Raw genomic sequence first — 24,859 nt, 5'->3', positions numbered from 1 at the left:
AGAGGTTGATTTAAAAATCAACCTCTGCCGATTACTGGGTACCTAAACGTTTTTGATACATAGATGCAGTTACCTGTTGTACGGCTTCAATCAACTCTGGATAAGGGGTATCCGTAACGTTAACCAGGCCAATATTGGCATTTTCACCATCAAAAGCGCGACCGGTAATGGGTTCATCAACGTATTGAAACCAATGCGCCCCCACCATATACGGCTTTTCAATAACGCTCTGCATATACGCTTTGTATTTGCGGGCGCGATCTTGTTGGTCGCTGGCATGGACAATGCCCGGGTTATACAAACCCGAATCGGTGGCCGTACCGATATGGAATTCACCGATAACAACCGGCAGATCAACGGACTCTAAAAATTTCCAATGATGTTCCTGAACCCCATCCTCATAAATATTAAAGCTAAGTACATCTGAGTATGTCACCGATGCTTTAATAATTTCATCAGGCATGCCCCAGTTTGCCATGCGAGCCCCCATATAAAGGTGATTCGGCATAACCTGTTCCAGTGTGTTGTGCACCACAATAAAATATTGTTCGCCTAACCGGGTTAATAATGCGGATAAATCATCAACGTGCGCTTGTGTATAGTCGTCAAAAGTTGCACCTGAGGCGAGTTGCTGCCAACTAGTAAACTGGGTATTCCACGCCTGATTTAACTGAACAATGGTGGAATATTGCTGCTGCAACTGCACCATAAATGCCGCTTTCGCCGGGCTAGATAGAGCGTCCTTGGACAAGGCATCCAGGATCACGCCATATCTGGCTTCGACACTGCCCTGTCGTTCTCCCCAGCTTTTTTCATTATCAATAAAAATACCTGCGCACCAGGGCGAATTTTTCACCTGTTCAGAGATCCGCTCAATGGTGATTTTTGCGCGTTGTGCAAACACGGGGTCGAATGGGTCTGGCATCTTGCCCCAATGATTCACTTTTCCTGAGAGCGTCTGAAAATCGCCGATTATCCAACCATTGGCAAAGTAAGGTACCTGTTGTGCACGATAAAATTGTGGATCTACCCAATTACCAAACGAGGTAAACCCCCAGTGTTTCATGCGTTTCATCGTAGTTTCATACCAGCTTTGCATAAAGTCATCGCCATATTTTCGTTCTAAATTGGCGCGATAAAAATTAAACGTTTCGCCATGAGCAATAGGACCTTTATGGGTGCTACGACGATAACTGTAGTGCTTGGCCAGCGACTGATCATAACTCGGCAGCCAACGGAACATCTGGTGTCTAAGCGGCAACGTAACAAAGCTGGTCTGTTGCGTTTGTTCGGGAATATTGACGATACCGATGGAATCCTCCGGGGTCACTTCATCTGGGCTACGATAGCGAATACTGTCATCTTTATAATCCACTCCGGTTAATGTCGACAAATTGGCCATCCGCACATTAGCCGGCCCATGGGAAAAGAACAGATAACCTTCCGGATCTACCATCCACCACTTACCGTCGTGCTTTGCTACCCGAAAATATCCGGTACCTTCAAGTTTTGGACCCTGACTGAACCCACCAAACTTTGATCGTTGTTCGGCATAGGCATTGTTTCTGAAATCCTCGATTTGTTGTTTGGCCTGAGCAACCAGTTCCGCATCGTCGGTTACGTGAAGTGAGGTTTGCACCTTGGTATTTTGACCATATTCATCAACAACGTGTTTCATCCAGTCAGGATCACTTTCTGGATTTTCTCGAATGCGGATATTCGATAACGTTAAAGATTGGTCATTCAGCAAACCAATAGTAAAGAACCGAAGTTGCGCCAACGAAGACATATCAACCTGACTCGCGCGCCAGGAGCGCCAAATCATCAGTTGGTCCTCGGTTTTCCAGGGTGGTGCGTCTCCCCACATTCCCGTATCCGTAAGTGCCTCTTTGCCAGACAATGGAAAATACACGGTTCCCGAAAAGCCCACTGGAATGCTAATTGAACGTTTTTGGACATCTTCGTCTGGATTAGCGATTTCAAGGTAAAAGTGAATGGACTCGGTACCTGTATTGGTGACATCAAAGGCAAGATTGTGCGCTGGTAACACCGACAATTGCCAGGGAGATTGGGGGGTTAACGTGACAGCAGATATATGCTCTGACGCTTTAAATTCTATCTCGAGTTGGTTTTGCTGTTGGCTGATTTTAGCGGTTTCAGCGCTGATATCGGGAACGTTTCCGGCGTCATCGGGTCCGAGTAAATCGAGCAACACTTGTTCTTGTAAAAACACATCCGCGTTCTTATCTGCCAAAGGCGGCATGCTATTGCTGTCACTATCGCTACAGCTACTCAGGCATGTAATTAAGCCTGCAATTACCACCGACTTTATCGATAAACGTTTGGTTTTGTTTTGGTTCATGACATTTAATCCATAATCTGTTCATAAAACCAACTTACATTGTTAACAATTAACGATCAACATATTCCTTTGTATTGCTTGTTTTTAACTCGCCTGCAAACCGAGTTTGATTAAACCTGCTTTAAAAGATTTGTCTTAACATGCCCTTGTCATGCGGGCTTTTGAATCAAAGACTCCCGATAGGGTTTCATATGAGGAAATATTTGTGCAATTTGCTGTTCCGACAATTGCCAGTGCTCTGCCAGCACGTTACCAATCCAACCAAACATATTCGATGTTGGCATCAAATCCCGTCCAGCCAGTAACTGCTCGGTTTTTAATCCCGGCCAGGAGCCTAATACCCTGCCACCTTTAACGGCGCCACCGGCAATAAACATCCCACTCGCGGTGCCATGGTCGGTTCCTGCGGTGCCATTTTCTTTAGCGGTACGGCCAAATTCTGTCGCAATCATCACCACGGTCTGTTGCCATTGTTGTCCCAACGAAGATTGCAATGTCGCCAACCCATCATCCAACTGCTTTAATTGCCTGTCGAGACGGTTACCCTGACTATTGTGGGTGTCCCAGCCGCCTAGCTCCAACATCACGCAATCTGGCCCTTTATCTGCAACCATTATCTGCCCCGCAGATTTGCACAGCTGCATAAAATTCCCCTGACGACGCGTCACTATATCGTCATCCACAAGTCCTTTTACCTTTAATCCGCTTTGTAAGCTTTCATTCATTCTAGGGTGGTACTGGTACAAATCCTGTAGTGCCGAATACAAAGACTGATCTCCATCTTTCAAATTTGACGGGAACCAGGTATCAACATTTGCTGCACTGCGCAGACTGATGGGAACAGTTCTTGAAACTGCCAAGGCAGATTGATTGTTCACGGCAATGGCGCGCGCCAACCAACCACTATCATGATCAATGTTACCAAGACCGCTCTCCAGGAAATCCTGAGCGTCAAAGTGGGAGCGCTCCTGATACCCTGACGATACCGCAACCACAGGTAATAATGATTTTTGCTGATACCACTTGTGCATAGTGCTAAGCGACGGATGCAGGCTAAAACCACGTGCCAACGGCAGTAGCGGCGAATGAAAACTGGCAGAAAGATTGGGACGCAATTTTCTATATTGGGGATCGAATTCAGGCACTATAGTATGCATAGAATCCAGCCCACCACGAAGCATAACCCAAACAATTTTCGGACGACCTGCCTGTTTAGCGTCACCCGTAACCCTAGTCGCCTCGCGTGCGAATATATTAGCTCCAGGAATTGTTAACAGCGCCATGCCACCTCCCGCCATTTGCATGAATTTGCGGCGCGATAGCGTTTTTTCCTGACCGGTGTTCACGTTCGAACGCTTGTTATTAGGCATCATGGTTATCTCCACTGAAACTCAGGGCTCATTAAAAACAACGCGATGGATTGTTCCCGACTTTCCGCTCGCATCACACTGTTATAGGTATGTTGGCTAACTTGCGAACCTAATGACGTGCTCAGAATCTTCTCGATTTTTTGCCACTTTTGATAACCACCAACCATCGCAGACCAGTCAATTCGCGCCATTAACGCACTTGGACCCAGCCAATCTTCATTTTTATCACTGTAACCAGCGGGGGAATTTGCATTGAATGGTTGTTGACCTAGGTTATTCAACGAATACCGGAAACTATTTTGTTTCACTTCCCGAATCCCAAACGCCCGATAGGAAGAGATAACAAATTCCCGTGGCGTTTTAAATTTTTGCGGTTCAGCAATCCAGGATTCATCGGCTCGAAATAATGTCGTCATAACCGATTTGATATTGCCATCGGTTTCACGCCAGGTCTGTTGCATTTTATCAAGTAGAGATTTTGGCGGATTCTCAGAAACAAAGTGAAACGCCAATTTTCGGCAGATATGTTTCGCCGTCGCGGGGTGAGTCGCCAGATCTCGTAACATTTGCTCTCCCTGACTCATGCCATTTTGTCGGTAGGAACGCCCCAATAACGTGCGTTTCCCCGGTTCATGGCCATAGTTGCGAAACACAAAACCATTGCCCTCTTCCCGTTTCGGATGCTTGACACTCCAGCCAGAGATCCCCTTAGCGAGCTCAATCACGTCTTGCTGCGAATAGGGGCCATCAACACCTAGCGTATGTAGTTCAAGGATCTCGCGCGCCAGATTTTCATTTAACCCCTTGCCTCGTTTCTTTGCGGCAAGAGAATTAGGTCCAAAAGAACGCTCGTTATTCAAATACATCAGCATCGCTGGATGTTTTGTGATTGCCAGCAACATATCCTCAAAACGGCCGATTAAATTAGGCGCGATGGCCTCACGTTCCAGGGTTGTGGCAAGGCCAGCCATTAAGCGGTTATTGGCTGTCACACTAAAGTGATTGGAGAAGAAATCAAGCAGACGCCAACTGACACTATCACTCGACTGTATAGAACGTATTAAACCATCGGCGGAAGCGTTCTGTAAGGTTTTCCGGGAAAAATTTTTCGGGATTTCATCGTCGCCAAAGTCGATATTTTGGTTGGATTTTTTCTTGCGTTGTTGCTGTTGATATTGATAAAAGGCATGAAGCACCTCATCAGAGCCTGGTAACGAAGGGTCAAACTCCACGGTTTTCAATTGGCCAATCACCCAGCCTTTAGCATCCCGCTGAGCTTTTAGCATTTCACCTTGTCTGGCACCATATCCAAAACGATTAGTTGCAATTAACGCCCGGTTAAGCGAATGCGTTTTCATATTTTGCTCAGACATCGTTCTGCCCTATATTCCTTATTGTTTTAACTATTATATAAACCGATTTTATTTAAGATTGCCAATGCCTTTACGCAAAATTTACGTCCTCCTTACTAGGCTATGTGTTCATACCCAGATTTAAAGCAATATGCCCGCAACCAAAAACCTCGTTTTTGTTAAAGTTTATCTTTGCTGCCAGGTTCATTAGAAAGGCAGGTATGAAAAGCTATTGAAATGAGTGTAAACCGATTTACTTTTGCATCATCTAAGTCAGAATTGGGTCCGATAAATAACAATAATCCGTTGGTATTCAAATTTAAATTTGTTAGGGTGACGGAATTACGATGTGAGTTAAGAGAATAGCTCGCAGTCATAGGGTATTCGGCACCATAATGAACCAATACCAAGCATCCATACAGAGGTTTTACGATAATGCGTATTCACGCTTGCCAGTGCCAAGAAGATGGCATTTCCATTGAGTTTTCCGATAAAAAAACCGCAGAATTCAGCTTGTTTTGGCTTCGGGATCACAGTACCGATGCCAAAAGTCTGAACCCCAGCACATTGCAGCGGGATCTGGACACCTTTAACATGCCTGTCCCGAAGCTAGCGCAGCAACAATTATTAAACGATGGTACGGTATTACAAATTCACTGGCAAAACGATGCGACATTAACCGAATTTACCGCGGATTTTCTGCATGCCATGGCATATCCATGTGTGCCAGAGCCTGGTTATAAACTTTGGGGCAACGAGCTTCAAGACCGTGTCCCGGATTTTGATTTTAATCAGATATCGCAAAGTGACGCCGCGTTTTTACCGGTAATCGATGCCATGGAAAGTTTTGGTATTGTCACATTTTCCTATGTACCAACAGATATGAGCGCCACCAAAGCCCTGCTTGAAAAAATTGGTTATATTCGCGAATCGGTATTTGGCGGCCTGTGGGATTTTTCCAATAATCAGGCCCACAGCGACAGTGCTTATACCAGTGTTGGTATTGGTTTGCATACCGATGGCACTTACACAATTGACCCACCAGGGTTGCAATTATTGCATTGTCTTGCCTTTGAAGGTGAAGGCGCGTTCAATCAATTTGTTGATGGTTTTAAGGTCGCACAACTCATTAAAGAACAAGACCCACAAGCCTACCAAACGCTCACTCGCATTAGAGTACCGGCCCATTATATCGAGCCCGGTATTCAATTAAGGGGCGAACATGCGGTGGTACGTCAAGATAAGAACGGCCATTTTGAGCAGATCTGTTTTAACAATTTTGATCGCAGTCCGTTTAAATTAACGGCTGAAGATGAAAAAGCGTTTTATCATGCCTATGGTAAATACCAACAATTAGTCAATGATCCGGCGCTGCAAATTCAATTTCAGCTACAGCCCGGTAAAGCGGTGTGGTTTGACAATTGGCGTACTTTGCATGCAAGAACCGCGTTCAGCGGATTTCGCCATCTCGCCGGTGGTTATACGAACCGTGAAGATTACATCAGTAAAAAACTTACATTACGAGGTCAGACACCATGGCAGGAATAATTGATCTACGCAGTGATACCGTCACCCAACCGACTCAGGTTATCCGTGAATTAATGGCAAGCGCGGTAACAGGCGATGATGTCTATGGTGAGGACCCAACAGTGAATCAGCTGGAGCAATTTGCCGCGCAATTGCTCAATAAAGAGGCCGCGATTTTTTGTCCATCCGGTACTCAAAGCAATCTGATCGGCTTGTTGGCCCATTGTGGCCGTGGTGACGAGTACATTGTAGGCAGCGCCGCCCATACGTATCTATACGAAGGCGGCGGAGCAGCGGTATTAGGTAGTATCCAACCACAACCATTGAATTTGAACACCGATGCAACTTTCGATCTGCAAGCGCTGGAAAGTGCCATTAAGCCTGCTGATATTCATTATGCCAGAACCCGGCTGATTTGCCTGGAGAACACCCACAACGGTCGTTGTTTACCACAAGGTTATACCAGCAAGGTCAAAGCCATCGCTGATAAATATGGCCTGGCAATGCATTTAGACGGTGCCCGCTTGTTTAACGCGGTCGTATCTGACAACTCCACAGCGGCGAAATTAAGCGAAGATTTTGACAGCGTTTCGATATGTTTGTCTAAAGGCTTAGGTGCGCCGGTAGGTTCCTTGTTAGTGGGCTCTGAAGCCTTGATTAATGAAGCCCGACACTGGCGCAAAATGCTCGGCGGCGGCATGCGCCAGGCTGGTATATTGGCCGCTGCAGGCCTTTACGCATTACAACATCATGTTGAACGGTTAAATGATGATCATCAACGCGCCTCACAATTGGGTAAAGCGCTAGGCAATATCGATGGGGTCACCTTAAAGTTCGATCAGGCATTTACCAACATGGTGTATGTTCAGGTCAGTGCCGAGATGAAAGCCAGCCTCGACAAATTAGCGCCGGCTCATAATGTCATTCTTCCTTCGGGAGAGCAGATGCGTCTGGTCACCCACTTAGATGTTGACGATGAGGACATCGACACCATCGTTAAATTATTCGAGAAAGCCGCACAATAACCGCGAAGATACTACCCGTGCTGATGCCCGTACAGGCATCCGTACGGGCATCAGCACGGGTAAAATTTCACACTTTTCACGCACTGTCTTTCACCCCAATCGTTAAAGACAGTATTTGTTCAAGGTATAAAAGCTATGCAAACGCCCGTCTATTCCTACCCGCAACTGTTTATCAATGGTCAATGGCTCTCAAGCGCCAGTGCACAGCCCCACATTGACGTTATCAATCCTGCAAACGGCCAGATTGTTGCAACAACAGCCAACGCCAATCAGCAAGATGTAGACCGTGCAATAAGCGCGGCAAAATCGGCCTTTGCGCATTGGTCTGTAACAACCGCTGAACAACGCAAACAATGGATTCTGGCAATTGCAGATGAAATGCAAAATCGTTTTTCGGATTTAACCCGGGCGATATCGCTAACCATGGGTTGCCCTTATGAAGTCAGCAAAGACGCGCAAGTACAAAGCGCGATAGACGCGTTTCGAGAATTTGCGGATTTAGCTCATGTAGCACAAGGGGCGGAAACGGTTGGAAATGTGATCCAAAATCACCTTGCCGTTGGCGTCTGTGTATTGATTAATCCATGGAATTATCCATTATCACAACTCGTCGGAAAACTCGGGCCTGCCCTGGCCGCTGGTTGCACTGTCGTCGTAAAACCTTCTGAGCAAACCCCTATTCAAGATTTGATCATCGCGGAAATCATCGAAAAGATTGGCTTACCTGCTGGTGTATTCAATGTCATTACCGGCTATGGCGCTGACATTGGTAGCCACCTTTGTGCTCACCCGGATGTGGATATGGTGTCATTTACTGGCTCCACCGCCGCAGGGGTAAAAGTTGCACAGGCCGCAGCGCCGTCGGTTAAACGGGTATGTCAGGAATTGGGCGGGAAATCGCCCTATATCATAACCGAAGATGCGAACCTGGAAGCCGCAGTGCGCTATGGTGTGGAAGATGTTATGTTTAATAGCGGCCAGACCTGCAGCGCGTTAACCCGAATGCTGGTACCGAAAAGCCAATATCAACAAATATTAGACATCGCCAAACGAGTCTGTGAAGAAAATATCGTCGGCGACCCAGCAGATCCGAAAACGACCATGGGGCCGTTAAGTTCAAAGCGCCAGCAACAACGTGTATTAGAGTATATCCAGACTGGCATTGATGAAGGCGCGCAATTGCTTACCGGAGGGTTTGAATTGCCAGAAGAGTTACAGCAAGGCGCCTATGTGATGCCAACGATTTTTACCGATGTCAGCAATGACATGACGATTGCCCGCGAAGAAATTTTTGGCCCGGTGCTTTGCATCATCCCCTACACAGACGAAGAAGAGGCCATCAACATTGCCAATGATACCATTTATGGTTTATCTTCATCCGTTTACGCAAAAGATCCACAATCAGCCTTAGCGCTCGCTCGTCAAATACGAGCCGGGCAATGTTTCATTCAAGGCGCATATTTCACCACCAAAGCTCCCTTTGGCGGCTTTAAACAATCGGGTAATGGTCGAGAATGGGGACTGGAAGGACTTAAAGAGTTTTTGGAAATACAATCGATAATCACCGTCTGATCACCGATTAGACGATTGATTGCAAATCGGATAAGTTGCAATCAATCACGTCAATGTAATTTACAGTGTTTTGCCAAGATAAACTAAGGTTTTGTAATTTATGTTAAAAATTACTGGTATGGGATTTGCTTTCCTATGAACGAGTGATTATTAAGGTCTTCGTAGTCTGATACCTTTGCCGTTCGCTTAACGATTAATTTAATGTTTGAGTAAATTGATACGGAGCACTGTGATGACATCATTGAATACGACGCGTTGGTTGCTAACTAGTGTTGTAATGTTTTTATTGCTGCTGTCGCCATTGGCAACAGCGCAACTTATCGAAGCCGATGCGTTTGCAGATGGCGATAATAAAGCCTTCACCTTAGATCTACCTCGCTACAACTTAATCTGGCTTGATGCGTCACAAGTGTTAAATCTTGATAAAGACGAAATTCAGTCTTTGCTTAACGACGGTCTTGCAAATGCCGGTTGGCGCCTTGCAAATTACAGTGAAGCACAAAAGATTTTTTCGTTCTTATATTCTGAACGTTATGAAACCGATCCCAGCAGAGAATTCCCATTTATATGTTTATCAAGCTGCACAAATGTATTTTCGGATAGTGAAAATGGGTTGATTTGGCCGACTTATCAGGAAATTATCGGTTTCGAAGCGCTTGCGGATGAGCAATTCATACACACCTTTTTCACTTCCACCCGAGGATATGAATATTATCCATTTGAGTTAGCGTTAAATCTGTTCGCACCAGGACAAGATTTCGCTGAAAACCCTCAGTGGAGTTACGATGATTTTTACTATCACTCCTATGCTTCGGATCACCCAGGTATTTTACGGAATTACTACCAAGTACCGGATCTTACCAATTATCCAAACCCTTTCTCTTTTCTTCTGGTGGCCTCACGCGACGGTGAAGATACGCCGGTACCTGAACCAACCAGCGCATTACTATTTTTATTTGCCGGTTTCTTATATTTTAGAAAGCTTAAGCAATAAACGTTCTTTACTAACGTGATTTACGTCGTATCGGCTTACCCGGTGCAGCGTCAACCTTGAGCATCTCATTTTCAACAACAAATTTGCCATTAACTATCACGGTGGTGACGCCTATGGGCGTTTTATTTGGCGTTTCATAGGTAGCGCGATTTGCGACAGTGTCGGGATTGAAAATGACAATATCCGCATCCATTCCCGGCTGCAAACGACCTTTTTTCTTCATCTGCGGCACAAAGTCATCGAGGATGTCTGCCGGCATGGTACTCATTTTGTTAATGGCCTCCGATAGAGTCATTAGTTGCCTTTCGCGAACATATTCTTGTAGCACTTTAACAAATGAGCCACTTGAACGAGGATGCGCAAAGGCATTGTCAGGAATTGGCCAATCACTGCCTTGATAATTTTCTACCTTTTCACCATCAATCAGCATCCAGGGCATGGAATCGGATTCGATAAGAACATCATCATGAACAACAGATTTATCTAACAACGTCTGTTCCTCTGGTTTACTCTCATCGAGAAAGTGCCAGGTTATCAATGCGCCAGGATTATTTTTACGAAGCTTTCGAAAAGCACTGTCATTTAAACGCTTTGGTCGGTATTGAATACTCTTATTCTGGTATCCGGTTTTTTGCTGCCACCCTTTTGTTGAAAATAGTGCTGCACCGGCTACGGTGCTGGCGGCTCCCCAAGGGTAGGTTCCGGCACTAACCGGTATGCCTTTTCCTATGGCCTTGTTAAACAATTCTAAGGTAGCATTTATATCCCGCAATGATGTACTGTTGATATGACAAATATGCATATGTGTGCCGGTAAGGGCGGCGTTAGCTATCAATTCTTTGACAGCTTCGAAGCTGCTTTGCGGTTCACTGTTACTGGCATACCGCACATGAGTGAAAGTAGCGACTTTGTATTTAGCCGCCAGCTTTGACAATGCGAAATATTCCTTTTGCCCATAACCCGGCGCATAACCAGCGTTAATACCAATACCCAACGCTCCATCTTTTAACCCCTCTTCAACCAGCCCCATCAACCGTTTGAACTGCTCTTTATCGGCTATTTCCTGTTTCCAACTTTCTTCTCCTTGGGCATTTTGAAAATACTCAAGTTCAGCCTCCGGCTTGGTGTCGGTAAACACCGAAATCCGGGCAAATGTCCAGGCAACAGAGGCGCCATAATGAATCGGCAAATCTTTTCTCTTCTGGGCTCGATACCAATCATCAATGGGTAAAACTCCCGACTCTAACTCTAATGCGGTTGTTACCCCCTGCACTGCCTGCATCCTGTAGCCGGTAATATTTTGACCATGATGATGTAAATCAATAAAACCAGGCGCCACAACCTGGCCACTGGCATCAATAACCTTATCGCCTTCGAGAGCATTTTCACTGATCACGGCAATGCGCTTACCGTTAATCCCAATATTTCGTATGGCATCCAGTCCAGAGTCTGGGTCAATGACTCGACCATTACGAATAACCAAATCGAAAGAGGAAAATGCCTGCACCTGACTTGAAGAAAACCATGAAATAGCAGCGACAACAATGAATAGAAAGCATGATTTACTCACTGGCACAACAACACCTTTACTCCAACCAGAACACATTAACTATAGCCGAGAGACTAGTCATATAAAGATGAAGCACTACGACTTTCAACGATATGTGCACGGTCGATGTTGCTTAATTGGACCTTTAGCAGGGTTTTTCGGTATCGATAGAGATAATGGCAGAGACGAACCAGTTTCATTTAAAAATGAAACCCCCAAAGCGTTACTATCAAGCCACCTTTAGGGTTAAAATCACTTGTAATGCGAAGGGCAATGCTTTTTCGTGTAACCTGCCAGAACCAGCTATATCTAAAGATACAATTGGATGCTCTATTCCGAGGTTGTCGGATCAATAATGGCTTTAACTTCAGAGATTGAATTGGCCTCAAATCCACCCTGCTCTGCATGCTGTTTAATTAAGTCTTCGTTATCCGCAATATACACACAATAGACTTTATCGCCTGTTACATAACTTTGTACCCACTGTATTTGCGGGCCCATGTTTTGTAATACACTGCAGGACTTTTGCGAGACCCCTTGCAAGTCGCTCTCAGACAAGTCCCCTACTCCTGGAATTTCCCGCTCTATCACATATTTTGGCATCGTTACCTCCTAACTAACCGGTCACCTAGCTTAGAAGTGACAAATCAAAAATCATGCTAAAACTCATATAACACAATGAGATAAAATTAAATTTAGTCACCGACAGCACTAATCGTCAAGATTAACAATAAAAAACGCCGCTAAATTAGCGGCGCTTTATCAAACGGATGTCGTGCCTTAAGGCGAATAAATTAGTTGGGCAAATACTCGTAAGATGCCTGTAAACCAAGCGGCAAGCCCAATCCCCAATAGGCCATCAGGAAAATGGTCCAGACAATCAGGAAACTAATGGAAAATGGTAACATCATTGCCGTTAAGGTGCCGATGCCGGCATTGGTCACATAACGCTGACAAAACACCACCACTAATGGAAAGTAAGGCATTAGTGGCGTGATGATATTGGTGCTGGAATCACCGATACGATAAGCCGCTTGTGCTAAATCTGGAGAAATCCCCAACTGCATCAGCATCGGAATAAATATTGGTGCCAGTAAAGCCCATTTTGCCGACGCTGAGCCGACAAACAGGTTAATAAAGCCCGTTAAGATAATAATACCTGTAATGGTAATGCCGGCAGGTAACGCCATTTCTTTTAAGAATGCTGCGCCTTTTACCGCCAACAATACACCAAGGTTCGATTGGCCAAAAGCGTATATAAATTGGGCGATAAAGAACATGATAACCAGGTAGTAGCCCATGCTCGACATTGCCTTTGACATGCCTTCGATAAATTCTTTCGAAGTTCTTATCTTGCCGATGATAATGCCGTACACCAGGCCTGGAATTAAAAACAGCAGGAAGATTAACGGTACAATTGATTTCATCAACGGCGCCGCAAAGGCAGTTAATGTGCCGTCGTCAGCACGCCATGACGAATCGGCAGGATAAGCCGTAGCAAATAAAACGCCTAAACCAATAACGATAGCGGCCATGGCCCAACGCAGCGCCTTACGCTCTTTGTCTTCTAAAGGTTCCATCGTTGGTAAATCAGACAAATCACCATCTAACGCATTTTTTGCAAGTTTTGGCTCAACAATTTTATCGGTAATAAACCAACCAAGGCTAGTAACAACAAGCGCAGAAGCGGTGGTAAAATAGTAATTATTCAATGGGTTTAATACGACATTCGGGTCGAGAATTTGTGCACCAGCCTGAGAAATACCCTGTAGCATTGGGTCGAGAGCCGATGGCACAAAGTTCGCCGAGAAACCACCGGATACCCCAGCAAACGCCGCAGCAATACCCGCTAGCGGATGACGACCAGCCGCATAGAAGATAACCCCTCCAAGCGGAATAACCAGAACATAACCAGCATCAATCGCCGAGTGACTGATAATACCCACCAGGATAACCATAGGGGTTAGCAACCAGGTCGCCGTTTTAGCCATGATCGCCCGAAGACCGGCATTAATAAAACCGCTATATTCGGCAACACCAATACCTAGCATTGCCACTAATACCACACCGACCGGATGAAAATGCGAGAAATTAGTAACCATAGAGGAAAAGAAAACGGCTAAGGCATCGCCGCTCAACTGGTTTTTCACCATAAGCGCTTCGCCATTGCGAGGATCTACGGCGTTAAAATCGACGCCCGCTAACGCCCAGGACAGCCCCCAGACAATGGCAAGCAAGGAAATAAATAAAGCAGCAGGATCGGGTAATTTGTTCCCCAGAACCTCGACTTTATCGAGAAACCTCTGAACCAGGGACGGTTGTTCTATTGTGGCTTGAGCTTCACTCATAACACATCCTATTTATTGTTTTTATGAAAGGAAGGTTTTCATACTAACCAAGTTTGCCACGTTGCTCAATTCAAAGGGTTAAGAAATGCCATAATGAAACGCTGACCACGTGAGTCCTTTTCGTTGTTTCGATGCTTTTTCACGATGCCTTGTTGATTATTTTTCTATTGGCTTTTAATAAAGGAACATTTGACGACGTTGTACGCATATAAGTACACAATTCCGTCGCGCATTGTCTTAACTAGATTAATGTTGAAGCCTTCTTGAGTGCCAATACTTGTCTTGCCAATAATAGTCATTCAAGGTTGAAATCATCACGCCTTTTTTGGTCGAGGCGTGAATAAATTTATCGTCTTCAAGGAAGATGCCAACATGGCGAGTGTTGCGTCCCGTTTTAAAAAACACCAGATCTCCCGGGCGCAATTGCTCTTTAGAGATCTCCTCTCCAGATTTTGATTGCCGCTCTGTGGTTCGGGGCATCTGTATACCCAAACGATCTCGATACGTTAAATAAACAAAACCCGAACAATCAATACCATTTTTACTCAATCCCCCTAATCGATATGGGATCCCTTGCCACTGCCGATATTGTACATACAACTGTTCTTTTATCTGCTTAGCATTGTCATACCAATCAGTTTCCGCCGATACAGACGCTGAAATTGCATCTTCTTGTTCTAGATTTTCAATCGTGGTGACTTCATTCGTTTCGGGTATCGAGCTACAACCAGATATGACGATAAATAACATAGCAGTTAGTAAGGTACGGAGTAAATTGGGTTTGGATACCGTAATATTCATAGGTCTATTTTGACTGTCATCCAAAGATGTTGATACCCAGTGAATCATTGAGCGATTGGCAAATACGTGGGTATGGTTTTGATTACCAAAGAAATGACATAATAACTAAGATTACAATATTGCGCACTTGATTGTTCGCTTGATAGTTGGTTTGATACTGCGCTTGATAGTTGGTTTGATACTGCGCTTGAGTGCGCACCTGTCTATCACATAATCCGTGAACCATCATCCACGTAACGCTGCCATTGCCCTGCTATTATCTTGTCAAAAACCTGTCATCAATAAGCATGGATGCAATAAGAATTAACAAATACCCCGTTGGGAATATTTACAAAACCTTGTTTGCAAAGCATTATGCATAATTGTGATACGCACTATGAACCATTGTGATACAAACTTAGAATCCTTTGCGCTCCAAGGAATATGAGTAAATCGCACAAACGAGGTCGAAATCGTGAATCCTTAATGCTTAATGCTTAGGCATTTTATTCGCGGGCGGCCAATCCAAGCGGATCGGCCAGGATAAAAAACGTTATTGCCTCACCCTCAAAGTTGATGGTAAAGGTCAAGCGTTCAAAGCATTATAAAAGCAGGTTCGGTGCACATCGTTCATTGCTGATGAGCCAATCAAGCTGAGTAATACCAATACGCCAGAGCAATGGCATGATGGTCAGCAAATACTGAAATCAGGAAGTTAACAGGTTATGAGTCACAAACAAAACATCCCGTTTAAGCCGCTAAACATCGCAGTACTGACGGTATCGGATACCCGCGATGAAAGTAATGATACCTCCGGGCAGACCCTGGTCGAAAGGGTTGAGAGTGCCGGACACAAAGTCTGCGAGAAAGTCATCGTTAAGGATGATGTATATCAACTTAGAGCGATTGTCTCAACATGGATCGCCAGTAACCATATACAAGCGGTAATCGCCACCGGTGGAACAGGCTTTACCGCCAGAGATAACACCCCGGAAGCATTATTACCCTTGTTTGATAAATCGGTTGAAGGCTTTGGCGAAATCTTTCGCCAGATTAGCTATGATGAAATTGGCACATCTACAGTGCAATCGAGAGCGCTAGCAGGCATCGCCAACGGTACCGTTATTTTTTGTGTTCCCGGTTCGACCAACGCCTGCAAAACCGCATGGGATAAACTTATTAAAGAACAATTAGATGCAAGCCATCGCCCTTGTAATTTTGTGAATCATTTAAAAAATATTGATTTAGTGTGTGATTCGAGAAACTAATGAATAACGATAAAAGCGTACAACAACTGACCCACCTGAACTCGCAAGGCGAAGCCAATATGGTGGATGTCAGTCATAAACAAGCAACCATTCGCACCGCGACTGCAGAAGGCTATATTCGCATGTCTGCCGAGACGTTAGCCTTAATCGATAGCGGTGAACACAAAAAAGGCGACGTATTTGCCGTTGCTCGCATTGCCGGGATCCAGGCCGCAAAAAAATGTTCGGATTTGATCCCACTTTGTCACCCATTGATGTTAACTAAGGTACAGGTGGATTTTACCCTGGATAAAGTCAACAATCAGGTCCGCGTCGAAAGCCTGTGCCGACTTACGGGCCAGACCGGGGTAGAAATGGAAGCCTTGACCGCTGCGTCTGTTGCCTGTTTAACCCTGTTTGATATGTGTAAAGCCGTTGACCCTGGCATGCTTATTCATGGCATTCGAGTGCTGGAAAAGCAAGGCGGTAAATCTGGCCACTGGCAATCTGACAATCAAGGAGCATGTTGATGATAAAAGTCATTTTCTTTGCCGCGTTGCGCGACAAACTTGATTGTGATGGATTAACCATAGAGACGACTTCTGAGATCACGTGCGTCGCGGATATCAAGCAATATTTGTGTCAAAAACATCCACACTGGCAGCCATTTTTCACGGAGCAAAGTATCTTGTCAGCCGTTAACCATACTATGGCGGACGAATCCTTTGCGGTTACCTCTGGTGATGAAGTCGCCTTTTTTCCACCGGTAACCGGAGGCTAAGTTGACGGATTTCATTTCGATTCAAACGCAAGACTTTTCGGTCGATGAACAATTACAGGCATTAGAAGCAAATAATGTCAGTGATGGTGCTACGGTTATCTTTACCGGCCGTGTGCGCAATAAAAATGACGGGCAGCAAGTGCATGGTTTATATCTGGAACACTACCCCGAAATGACCGAAAAAGCCCTGGCAAGGATCATTGCTCAGGCGCGACAGCGTTGGCAAATTAACCGGGTTCGGGTGATCCACCGAATTGGTCAGTTATCAATTGGGGAACAAATCGTCTTTGTTGGCGTCAGCAGTGCCCACCGGGGTGACGCCTACGCTGCCAATGAATTTATTATGGATTATCTTAAAATCGAAGCGCCCTTCTGGAAAAAAGAAACCACCGAACAAGGTGACAAATGGTTGGATGCTAAACAACAAGATAACCAGAAAGCCCAATCCTGGTAACCGGGCGAAACCGCTTATGTTGACAACAACTATCCGCCCGGCTTCGCAACTAAAACGGCACAAAATTAGCCAATTAAGTCTTTTGTATGTCGGATTAGTGATTAGCATATTTAGTTTGGTTAGCGCCCCGGCTAACGCGCAAAAATCAGAAAAAACCAATGAAGTCGTGCCATTAAAAATTGCCGTTGCGGCCAATTTTTCCCATGCATTAAAACAAATTTCCCAACAATTTCATCAGCAAACGGGTATCCCGGTCAGTATTACGGTGGGTGCTACCGGAGGGCTTTACCAACAAATCCGTCATGGCGCACCCTATGATGTTTTTCTTGCCGCAAACGCGCAACATCCAAAATTACTGCAACAACATAAACTGGTGCTCGAGCATTCTCTAAAGCCATATGCTATCGGTCAACTCGCCTTTTTTGCGACCGATAAGGCTTTTACCTGGCAAAATCTACCCACGACCTATCATCAGTTCACTAAATTTTCGATCGCCAATCCAACCCATGCTCCCTATGGGAAAGCCGCCAAACAATTATTGAAAAATATTAATATGTGGTCAGCGCTGACGCCCAAACTGGTGCAAGGCAACAATGTTGCACAAAGTTATCAGTTTATCCGCGCGCAGGCCGCCAGTGCAGGCCTGGTTGCAAACAGCTTCTTGATCGAACATCAACAAGAGATTACGGCCAATGTGGTCCCGCAGCATTTATACGATCCGATTGATCAATATATGCTAATTCTCAAAACCAGTAAGGTGCCTGAATCGGCTAAAGCATTTCAACAGTTTTTACTAAGCGAGCCCATTCAGGAAAAAATATCTAAAATGGGATATTATCCGGTTAATCATCTATTAAAAAGTAACCCCTAAACATGGAAAGTTATTGGTCACAGGACATTCTGGCGCTGTTAACCACGTTAAAAGTGGCATTCGTCAGTACTGTGATTTTGTTGCTTATTGGCACACCGCTCGCCTGGTGGTTGGCAAAACTGCAGTCGCGCTGGCGGGTGTTGATTGAAGCGTTAGTTGCCCTGCCGTTAGTGTTACCGCCAACCGTGCTGGGCTTTTACCTGCTGATCGCATTTTCTCCACAATATTTACCCGGTCAATGGTGGCAAAGCATCACTGGCCAGCAACTTGCTTTTAGTTTTTCCGCCATCGTTATTGGCTCAGTTATTTACTCCCTGCCCTTTGTTGTTCAACCTTTGCAAAAGGCGTTTGAGCAGCTTGACCATTCACTATTAGACAGTGGCGCGACACTGGGCGCGGGTCCATTCGACCGGTTTTGGCATATTGTATTGCCGCTTTGTAAAGCCAGTTTTATTACCGCTGCAACCTTAGGATTTGCTCATACGGTGGGCGAATTTGGTGTGGTGTTAATGATTGGCGGCAATATAGCAGGTGAGACTCGCGTCCTTTCTATTGCCTTATTCGATCATGTCGAAGCGTTTGATTATGCAAGAGCGCACCTGTTAGCTATTGGTTTGTTAATCGGCTCCATTGCCGTGTTAGCATTGGTATATCTGTTTAACTTCTCTGAGCAATCACGACAAGAATTGTCGAATCACAGCGGGCAAGAACTATGACAGTACTTGATATCGGGATCCGCTGTGAGCGTCGTTCATTTCAACTAAACGTGAACCAACAATTTGAACTATCCGGAATTCATGGCATTTTCGGACACTCGGGGTCGGGTAAATCCACCCTGTTGCGATGTATCTCCGGTCTGGAAAAATCAGTCCGTGGTCATATTGTCTGGGATCATAAAACCTTGCTTAACTCTGCCGATAATTGCTTTGTCGCAGCAGAGAAACGTCGCATCGCTCATGTTTTTCAACGTAGTTGTCTGTTTCCCCATATGACAGTACAAGAAAATTTAACCTTTGCGATTAAGCGTCGCGTTAAAGACACCATTCCCGTGGCAGAGATCATTGAACTGGCAGGCCTGAAACCATTATTGTCTTCAAAAGTCACGTCCCTTTCCGGTGGCGAACAACAGAAAGTGGCACTGGCACGAGCCATATTGTTTGAGCCCGATTTACTGCTGCTTGATGAGCCACTCAGTGCGCTCGACAGACAAAATAAACGTCAGCTTTTATCTTTGATCAAGCGCTGCCACGCTCACTATAAAATCCCCATGTTATATGTCACTCATGCTATCGATGAGTTGCAACAAATTGCCACGGATATGAGCGTATTGGAACGTGGCGAACTCAAGCTAACTGGCTCAGTTCACAACGTGATACACCAGCTAAACAACAGTGCGATGATAGAGCAGCAAACCAGCCTGTCATTAACCGTTGCCCCACAAGAAGCGCAAGCTGGCGGCTTGACACCATTGCTATTTTCTTCGCCGGCAAACGCTGGTGATAAAAGCACCGCCCATAGTAAGCTGTACATGTTAACCACAAACCTGGGTGATACTGCCAAGCCCTTGCAAGAGCAGTGGCGCCAACAAGACTCACAAGAACAGCAACCGCTGCGCTGTTTCATTCTCGCCAGTGATCTAAGCTTGTGTACACAAGAGCCTCAGAACAGCTCCATCGTCAACCAGTTACAGGGTGAAATCACCGCGATTGAGATAAACAACCATCAGGCACTGGTTCGGGTGAATGTTAATGAACACCCATTTTTTGCCAGTATCTCGGCGTTTTCGGTAAACACGCTTAACCTTGCCATTGGCCAAACGGTATATTTGCAGTTCAAAGCCAGTGCGATAAAAACCCTGTTCACATAAATCTCTGGTCAAAAAGTCAAAGGTATTATTTTGCTAACAACACAAGAACAACTTCGCTATAGCCGCCAGACGCTGGTATCTGATTTTGGAGAATCCGGACAAATCGCCTTACAAAACGCCTGTGTTTTGGTGGTCGGCATTGGTGGTTTAGGCAACCCCGTTAGCCAATATCTGGTTAGTGCTGGCATTGGCAAGTTAATTTTGTGTGATGGCGATAGTATTGACGTATCAAACCTGCCTCGACAGATCTTGTTTGATGACAGCGTATTGGCCGACAATAAGGCCGAAACGGCCGCCAATCGCCTGGAGCAATCAAACCCTGAGTGTAATATTGAAGTGGTCGATGAAATGCTCGATGACGAGCTGGCCGATTACTACATTGCTCAAGCTGATATTGTTATCGATTGCACCGACAGCGTTGCCAGCCGTTATCTGCTTAATGCCTGGTGCTTAAAGCATCAGACACCACTGGTTATCGGTGCGGCAACCGGCCTTGATGGCCAGCACTTCTTTATCGACCCAAACACCCCAAACAGCGCCTGCTATCAGTGCCTGTTTCCGGAAACGGAAAAAGCACCGGTACAAAATTGTCAGACGATTGGGATTTTAGGTCCGGTATTGGCAATGGTCGGGGGGATGCAATCCTTTACTGCAATTAAATATTTAGCTGGCATGAAAACTTTCCCAAATCGTCTGGACCTATTCGACGGAACCCAACAAACCTGGCAATCATTTAAGGTACAACAGCAAAATAACTGCCCTGCGTGTTCAAGTAATGAATAATTCCCGTCATATGCGGCAATCAAATCAGTGCTTGGTAAGAACTCTTCGCATCAATCGCCGCGTTCCTGCGTTCTTGATAGATTTCAGGCGCTAAAACAATGTAATCATACTGCCTGAAACTCTAACCGAGTATGTGATCAAACAATTGCACATCAACCTGCTCTCCGGCAGAGCAACCCGAATGCTGTTGGCTTAAGACGATATAACAATTGGCTTTGCTTATCGAAGATAGTACCCCTGAACCTTGGTGCGACAACGGTGTCACCGTCAATATGCCGGCTTCTACCGATGCGACTCCTCGCTGAAAATCCATGCGGCCGGGACGTTTTTTAATGGCCATATTGGTGGTAGCTTTTAATGTAAGAGGGGCAATTTGAGCCGCGCCAGACATCTTCATAAGCGCAGGCACCACCAATTGATGAAATGTTACCGTAGCAGAGACAGGATTCCCTGGTAACCCAAAAAATACACTGTCTGGTAGATTTCCAAACGCAAATGGCTTACCCGGCTTCATTGCCACTTTCCAAAACTCAATTTGGCCTAATTCATCAAGCACGTCTTTGGTATAATCCGCATCCCCAACTGAAACCCCACCAGTACTGATCACCGCATCAGCCGTATTATTTGCCTGGATGAAGGCATCGCGGATTTTAACCGGATCATCACCAATAATGCCAAAATCAATAATATCGACATTGATGCGCTTTAACATCGCAATGATTGCATGGCGATTACTTTCGTAAATGTCACCCTCATTAAGCGTATCGCCCGGCGATTTCAATTCATCTCCGGTGGAAAAGATGGCGACTTTGGGTTTTTGGTAAACACAGACTTTATCGATACCCAGTGACGCTAAAAGGCCAACATCAACGCTTTTAAATCGGTGACCGCAAGAAAATACCGGTTGGTTTTTGCCAATATCTTCCCCAGCTAAACGAATATGACTGCCAAGTTTTAGCGCTTGCTTTAAGGTTATCTGTTTACCGCTGACTTGCACATTTTCCTGCATTTCCACCGCATTTGCTGATTGCGGCACGACAGCGCCGGTCATAATGCGAATGCACTGTCCAGCAGCCAACTCGCCTGTAAATGGCTGTCCTGCCAGCGCAACACCGACCACAGTAAACTCCGCACCCGCTTCGATAACAGCATCTGACAACTTGCCGCAAATGGCATAACCATCCATTGCTGAGTTATTATGCGCGGGCACATTGATTGGAGAGATGATTTCGTGAGCAACAACACGCATATCCGCATGGGAAATTGAAATATCTTCAACCGTGTCGATTGGCGCAATATTGTTCAAAAGTTTTGCTAATGCATCTTGCATGGGCATTAGATTTGGGGCACTACAGCAGTCAACCATATTTATTCTCTTCTTTGCCAGATTGTCTTTAGTGGGTCGATGTTCACGTTCAATTGATTGGGATAAATCAGGATAACGATCCTAAGTATATCCTTGTTAATCATCCCGCAATGCGGTGCTTTATGCGATACGTGATGGACTTACGGTAAAAATAAGCACGTTAACAACATATTGAAGCCATTGCTCTACCCGCATTATGATCACTATTTGCGTTATTTTCTACAGCCAGAGAAAATTATTGCCCGTACAACAATTGATATAACAAACGATGTAACGATCTGATAACCATCACATTCCCTTAAAATGTTAACCGTAACAAGGCCAAAACCGGTGTTCACCTTAAAAAATGTACGGACAAGGTTAAACAATTCAGAACGCAAATTTACATTTTCACCCAAGATATATCTCCTGGTTTTACACAGTAACTTTCTGATTTCTATCGTCAGCAAAACGTTGATAAGACCTATATTTATCGGGTTCGCACCATGCGCCAGCTTTTTGCAAATAACTCGCTCAAAACGACAGGTAACAGTTGATAATGGCATGAGGTTCTTGCAGAAATCGAACGATTATACTCATCCCAAATTGCAACATAACCCGATCCATACAGTGTTAATTCATTGGATTTTATGACGTTAAAATCAAATAAAGTAACTTGACGAGACTATACTGTATTTCGCAATCAGATCTTCAGGTACGCAGTATTCCTAAAGTGCCATTGTTTGAATTTTTCATCGCTATGCAGCCAAAGCCGACTTGGTTTTCCTGCTAAATAACAAGTGATAACAAACGGTTATTTATCAACGTATGAGTTCGTGAAATAGATAACCTTTCAAGAAAGCGCCTAAGTGGCCAAGAATAGCCACAATTTGAGGAGGATAAACTTGTCATGAAATTGGTATACATTTTTTTCATCGGACTTTTGTTGATCAATTTTTCCGTTAACGCGCAAACCCGCCCCAATATTGTTTACATCAATATCGATAATATCGGATTTGGAGATCTGAGCAGCTACGACGGAGGCCTCACGCGAGGAGCCAGTACACCGAATATTGACAAACTAGCTCAAGAGGGTTTCAAGCTCTGGAATTTCGCACCTGAGTCACAGTGCACCCCTTCTCGCTCCGCACTGATGACGGGACGCTACTCGATCCGATCTGGCACGCATACAGTAGCTTTGGCAGGGACTGACGGCGGACTCGTCCAATGGGAAAAGACTATTGCTGAGACCTTGTCCGAAGTGGGATATGCCACCGCCATTATGGGTAAATGGCATATCGGTGCCTCCGAAGGCCGCTGGCCAACCGATCAGGGTTTTGATATCTGGTATGGTCCCGCACATTCCTGGGACGAAGCGTTATGGGCTGATGACCCGTGGTATAAACCTGAGCGTGATGGTATCTCGTATATGTACGAGGGCAAAAAAGGCAAACCTGTCGAGACACGGGAAAAGCTTTCCGTCGATCTTAAAGTGAATCTCGATGTGGCATTTTTAGAGCGCAGTAAGAAGTTTATGAAGGCTGCCGTCAGTTCGGGAAAACCCTTCTATCTCTACTTTAATCATACCTTGATGCATATGCCGGTGATACCTCGTGACGAGTTCAAGGGTAAGTCTGGGCGAGGAGACAATGCCGATGCCCTCTTACAATTAGATGCAGATGTCGCTTCGCTAATGCAGATGATTGATGAACTTGGGCAACGAGACAATACGATCGTGGTCTTCGCTGGTGAAAACGGTCCCGAGCACATGGAACCATGGCGAGGGGACGCTGGCAGGTTTACGGGGTCATATTTCTCAGGATCAGAAGGTAACCTGAGAACACCCTTTATCATTCGTTATCCCGGTGTCGTGCCCGAAGGTAAAGAAAGCAATGAGATAGTACATATCACCGACACCTTCACCACATTAGTCAAATGGGCTGGTGGCAAAGTACCTGACGATAGAGTGATTGACGGCGCTGATCAACGTGCATTTCTCGAAGGCAAGACCGGGACTTCGGCAAGACAAGGTTTCCCGTACTGGATGGGTGAAACGATGTACGGTGTAAAATGGCAGAATTTCAAGGTTGTCTTCGTTCGACAAATGAATCTCGCACAACCTAAAGAGGTGCTTGCGACCCCGCACCTTATCAACCTGGATGTAGATCCCAAGGAACAGAAAGCCTATGATTTTCCGTATCTGCATACCTGGGTAATGAAACACGTGGCGGAAATTCTGACCGACTTTGAAGCGTCTCAAAAAAGAGAACCATTCATCCCACAGGGTGCGCCATTGAATTACGTCCCTGGTGCTAGCGACGAGAATTAACGCTCTTTTTTGAAATCTTCGCCTGATGCTAGTTAAACCAATCACATTAAGTTTGTGCAAAACTCAGAGTTGGGTCGAGGTTCAGTTACAACATAGATTTCATTGATATAGTCGTTCTAAATTAATGAAATTTAGGGCCGTAAATGGACCTTAAGATAAACTCCCTACGGGTGAGTTTTAAAGGCGTTTGGACTACGTTACTGATTTTGGCTGACTTTGACCGATGTTGAGATAATGGAGCGACCATTCTCTGCAATCAAAGCCTTGTCTAAAAGCCTTTAAATTCTCACTGAGTGAGCAATA

At 45.2% G+C, this 24,859-nt stretch carries 21 protein-coding genes; 13 read left to right on the top strand and 8 right to left on the bottom strand.

Annotated features, from left to right (window positions below; all coding sequences use genetic code 11):
- Window positions 1-31: 31 nt before the first annotated feature.
- The 3 genes from ACHUFQ_RS06580 to ACHUFQ_RS06570 all read right to left on the bottom strand — a co-directional run bounded on the left by ACHUFQ_RS06580 (window position 32) and on the right by ACHUFQ_RS06570 (window position 5,105).
- Window positions 32-2,362 (bottom strand): agarase, encoded by a 2,331-nt coding sequence (locus ACHUFQ_RS06580; protein WP_394174107.1) that lies wholly within the window; start codon window positions 2,360-2,362, stop codon window positions 32-34.
- Window positions 2,363-2,511: 149 nt separating this feature from the next.
- The gene (locus tag ACHUFQ_RS06575; RefSeq protein ID WP_394174106.1) at window positions 2,512-3,735 is read right to left on the bottom strand and encodes a DUF1501 domain-containing protein; all 1,224 of its coding nucleotides are present in this window, start codon (window positions 3,733-3,735) and stop codon (window positions 2,512-2,514) included.
- Window positions 3,736-3,737: 2 nt separating this feature from the next.
- Window positions 3,738-5,105, bottom strand: a complete 1,368-nt coding sequence (locus tag ACHUFQ_RS06570) for a DUF1800 domain-containing protein (RefSeq protein WP_394174104.1) — start codon at window positions 5,103-5,105, stop codon at window positions 3,738-3,740.
- Window positions 5,106-5,519: 414 nt separating this feature from the next.
- On the opposite strand from ACHUFQ_RS06570, the gene ACHUFQ_RS06565 reads away from it, so the two are divergent.
- From ACHUFQ_RS06565 to ACHUFQ_RS06550, 4 genes are all read left to right on the top strand, one after another.
- On the top strand, window positions 5,520-6,632 hold the full coding sequence (locus ACHUFQ_RS06565) for a TauD/TfdA family dioxygenase (RefSeq protein ID WP_394174103.1): 1,113 nt from the start codon (window positions 5,520-5,522) through the stop codon (window positions 6,630-6,632).
- The gene (ltaE, locus tag ACHUFQ_RS06560) at window positions 6,620-7,636 is read left to right on the top strand and encodes a low-specificity L-threonine aldolase (protein ID WP_394174102.1); all 1,017 of its coding nucleotides are present in this window, start codon (window positions 6,620-6,622) and stop codon (window positions 7,634-7,636) included. The genes ACHUFQ_RS06565 and ltaE overlap by 13 nt, the downstream gene beginning before the upstream one ends.
- A gap of 135 nt (window positions 7,637-7,771) precedes the next feature.
- Window positions 7,772-9,208, top strand: coding sequence for an aldehyde dehydrogenase family protein (locus ACHUFQ_RS06555; RefSeq protein ID WP_394174100.1), 1,437 nt, complete (start codon window positions 7,772-7,774; stop codon window positions 9,206-9,208).
- Between the two features lie 232 nt (window positions 9,209-9,440).
- Entirely contained in the window at window positions 9,441-10,202 is a 762-nt protein-coding gene (locus ACHUFQ_RS06550; protein ID WP_394174099.1) for a PEP-CTERM sorting domain-containing protein, read from the top strand.
- 10 nt (window positions 10,203-10,212) lie between these two features.
- On the opposite strand, the gene ACHUFQ_RS06545 is transcribed toward ACHUFQ_RS06550, so the two are convergent.
- The 4 genes from ACHUFQ_RS06545 to ACHUFQ_RS06530 all read right to left on the bottom strand — a co-directional run bounded on the left by ACHUFQ_RS06545 (window position 10,213) and on the right by ACHUFQ_RS06530 (window position 14,900).
- Window positions 10,213-11,772 carry an amidohydrolase family protein gene (locus ACHUFQ_RS06545; RefSeq protein WP_394174097.1) on the bottom strand — a complete coding sequence of 520 codons (1,560 nt, stop codon included), beginning with the start codon at window positions 11,770-11,772 and terminating at the stop codon, window positions 10,213-10,215.
- Between the two features lie 309 nt (window positions 11,773-12,081).
- Entirely contained in the window at window positions 12,082-12,354 is a 273-nt protein-coding gene (locus ACHUFQ_RS06540; protein ID WP_394174095.1) for a DUF4242 domain-containing protein, read from the bottom strand.
- Between the two features lie 191 nt (window positions 12,355-12,545).
- Entirely contained in the window at window positions 12,546-14,099 is a 1,554-nt protein-coding gene (locus tag ACHUFQ_RS06535; RefSeq protein WP_394174094.1) for an AbgT family transporter, read from the bottom strand.
- A 246-nt stretch (window positions 14,100-14,345) separates the two neighbouring features.
- Window positions 14,346-14,900 (bottom strand): NlpC/P60 family protein, encoded by a 555-nt coding sequence (locus ACHUFQ_RS06530; RefSeq protein WP_394174093.1) that lies wholly within the window; start codon window positions 14,898-14,900, stop codon window positions 14,346-14,348.
- 704 nt (window positions 14,901-15,604) lie between these two features.
- Here ACHUFQ_RS06530 and moaB point away from each other — a divergent pair.
- The 8 genes from moaB to ACHUFQ_RS06490 are packed head-to-tail and all read left to right on the top strand — an operon-like array spanning window position 15,605 to window position 20,882.
- A complete protein-coding gene (moaB, locus tag ACHUFQ_RS06525) occupies window positions 15,605-16,147 on the top strand; it encodes a molybdenum cofactor biosynthesis protein B (protein ID WP_394174091.1) in 543 nt (180 codons plus the stop codon).
- Complete coding sequence (gene moaC / locus ACHUFQ_RS06520) at window positions 16,147-16,656, top strand: cyclic pyranopterin monophosphate synthase MoaC (protein ID WP_394174090.1); 510 nt, start codon at window positions 16,147-16,149, stop codon at window positions 16,654-16,656. Before moaB ends, moaC begins: the two co-directional genes overlap by 1 nt.
- Window positions 16,656-16,907 carry a molybdopterin converting factor subunit 1 gene (moaD, locus tag ACHUFQ_RS06515; RefSeq protein ID WP_394174088.1) on the top strand — a complete coding sequence of 84 codons (252 nt, stop codon included), beginning with the start codon at window positions 16,656-16,658 and terminating at the stop codon, window positions 16,905-16,907. The genes moaC and moaD overlap by 1 nt, the downstream gene beginning before the upstream one ends.
- Before the next feature lies 1 nt (window position 16,908).
- The gene (moaE, locus tag ACHUFQ_RS06510) at window positions 16,909-17,361 is read left to right on the top strand and encodes a molybdopterin synthase catalytic subunit MoaE (protein ID WP_394174086.1); all 453 of its coding nucleotides are present in this window, start codon (window positions 16,909-16,911) and stop codon (window positions 17,359-17,361) included.
- A gap of 16 nt (window positions 17,362-17,377) precedes the next feature.
- Window positions 17,378-18,232 carry a molybdate ABC transporter substrate-binding protein gene (gene modA, locus ACHUFQ_RS06505; RefSeq protein ID WP_394174084.1) on the top strand — a complete coding sequence of 285 codons (855 nt, stop codon included), beginning with the start codon at window positions 17,378-17,380 and terminating at the stop codon, window positions 18,230-18,232.
- A gap of 2 nt (window positions 18,233-18,234) precedes the next feature.
- Window positions 18,235-18,948, top strand: coding sequence for a molybdate ABC transporter permease subunit (modB, locus tag ACHUFQ_RS06500; protein WP_394174082.1), 714 nt, complete (start codon window positions 18,235-18,237; stop codon window positions 18,946-18,948).
- Window positions 18,945-20,099, top strand: coding sequence for a molybdenum ABC transporter ATP-binding protein (locus tag ACHUFQ_RS06495; RefSeq protein ID WP_394174080.1), 1,155 nt, complete (start codon window positions 18,945-18,947; stop codon window positions 20,097-20,099). The genes modB and ACHUFQ_RS06495 overlap by 4 nt, the downstream gene beginning before the upstream one ends.
- 30 nt (window positions 20,100-20,129) lie before the next feature.
- The gene (locus ACHUFQ_RS06490; protein WP_394174078.1) at window positions 20,130-20,882 is read left to right on the top strand and encodes a HesA/MoeB/ThiF family protein; all 753 of its coding nucleotides are present in this window, start codon (window positions 20,130-20,132) and stop codon (window positions 20,880-20,882) included.
- Between the two features lie 121 nt (window positions 20,883-21,003).
- On the opposite strand, the gene moeA is transcribed toward ACHUFQ_RS06490, so the two are convergent.
- Window positions 21,004-22,248, bottom strand: a complete 1,245-nt coding sequence (gene moeA / locus ACHUFQ_RS06485) for a molybdopterin molybdotransferase MoeA (RefSeq protein ID WP_394174076.1) — start codon at window positions 22,246-22,248, stop codon at window positions 21,004-21,006.
- 889 nt (window positions 22,249-23,137) lie between these two features.
- On the opposite strand from moeA, the gene ACHUFQ_RS06480 reads away from it, so the two are divergent.
- A complete protein-coding gene (locus ACHUFQ_RS06480) occupies window positions 23,138-24,556 on the top strand; it encodes a sulfatase-like hydrolase/transferase (RefSeq protein ID WP_394174074.1) in 1,419 nt (472 codons plus the stop codon).
- Window positions 24,557-24,859 lie beyond the last annotated feature (303 nt).

It is taken from the genome of Thalassotalea litorea, from assembly GCF_043642205.1.
GTDB classification, from domain to species: domain Bacteria; phylum Pseudomonadota; class Gammaproteobacteria; order Enterobacterales; family Alteromonadaceae; genus Thalassotalea_A; species Thalassotalea_A litorea.
Note: the sequence above shows the minus strand (reverse complement) of the source record. Positions and strands in the feature narration are given on the sequence as shown.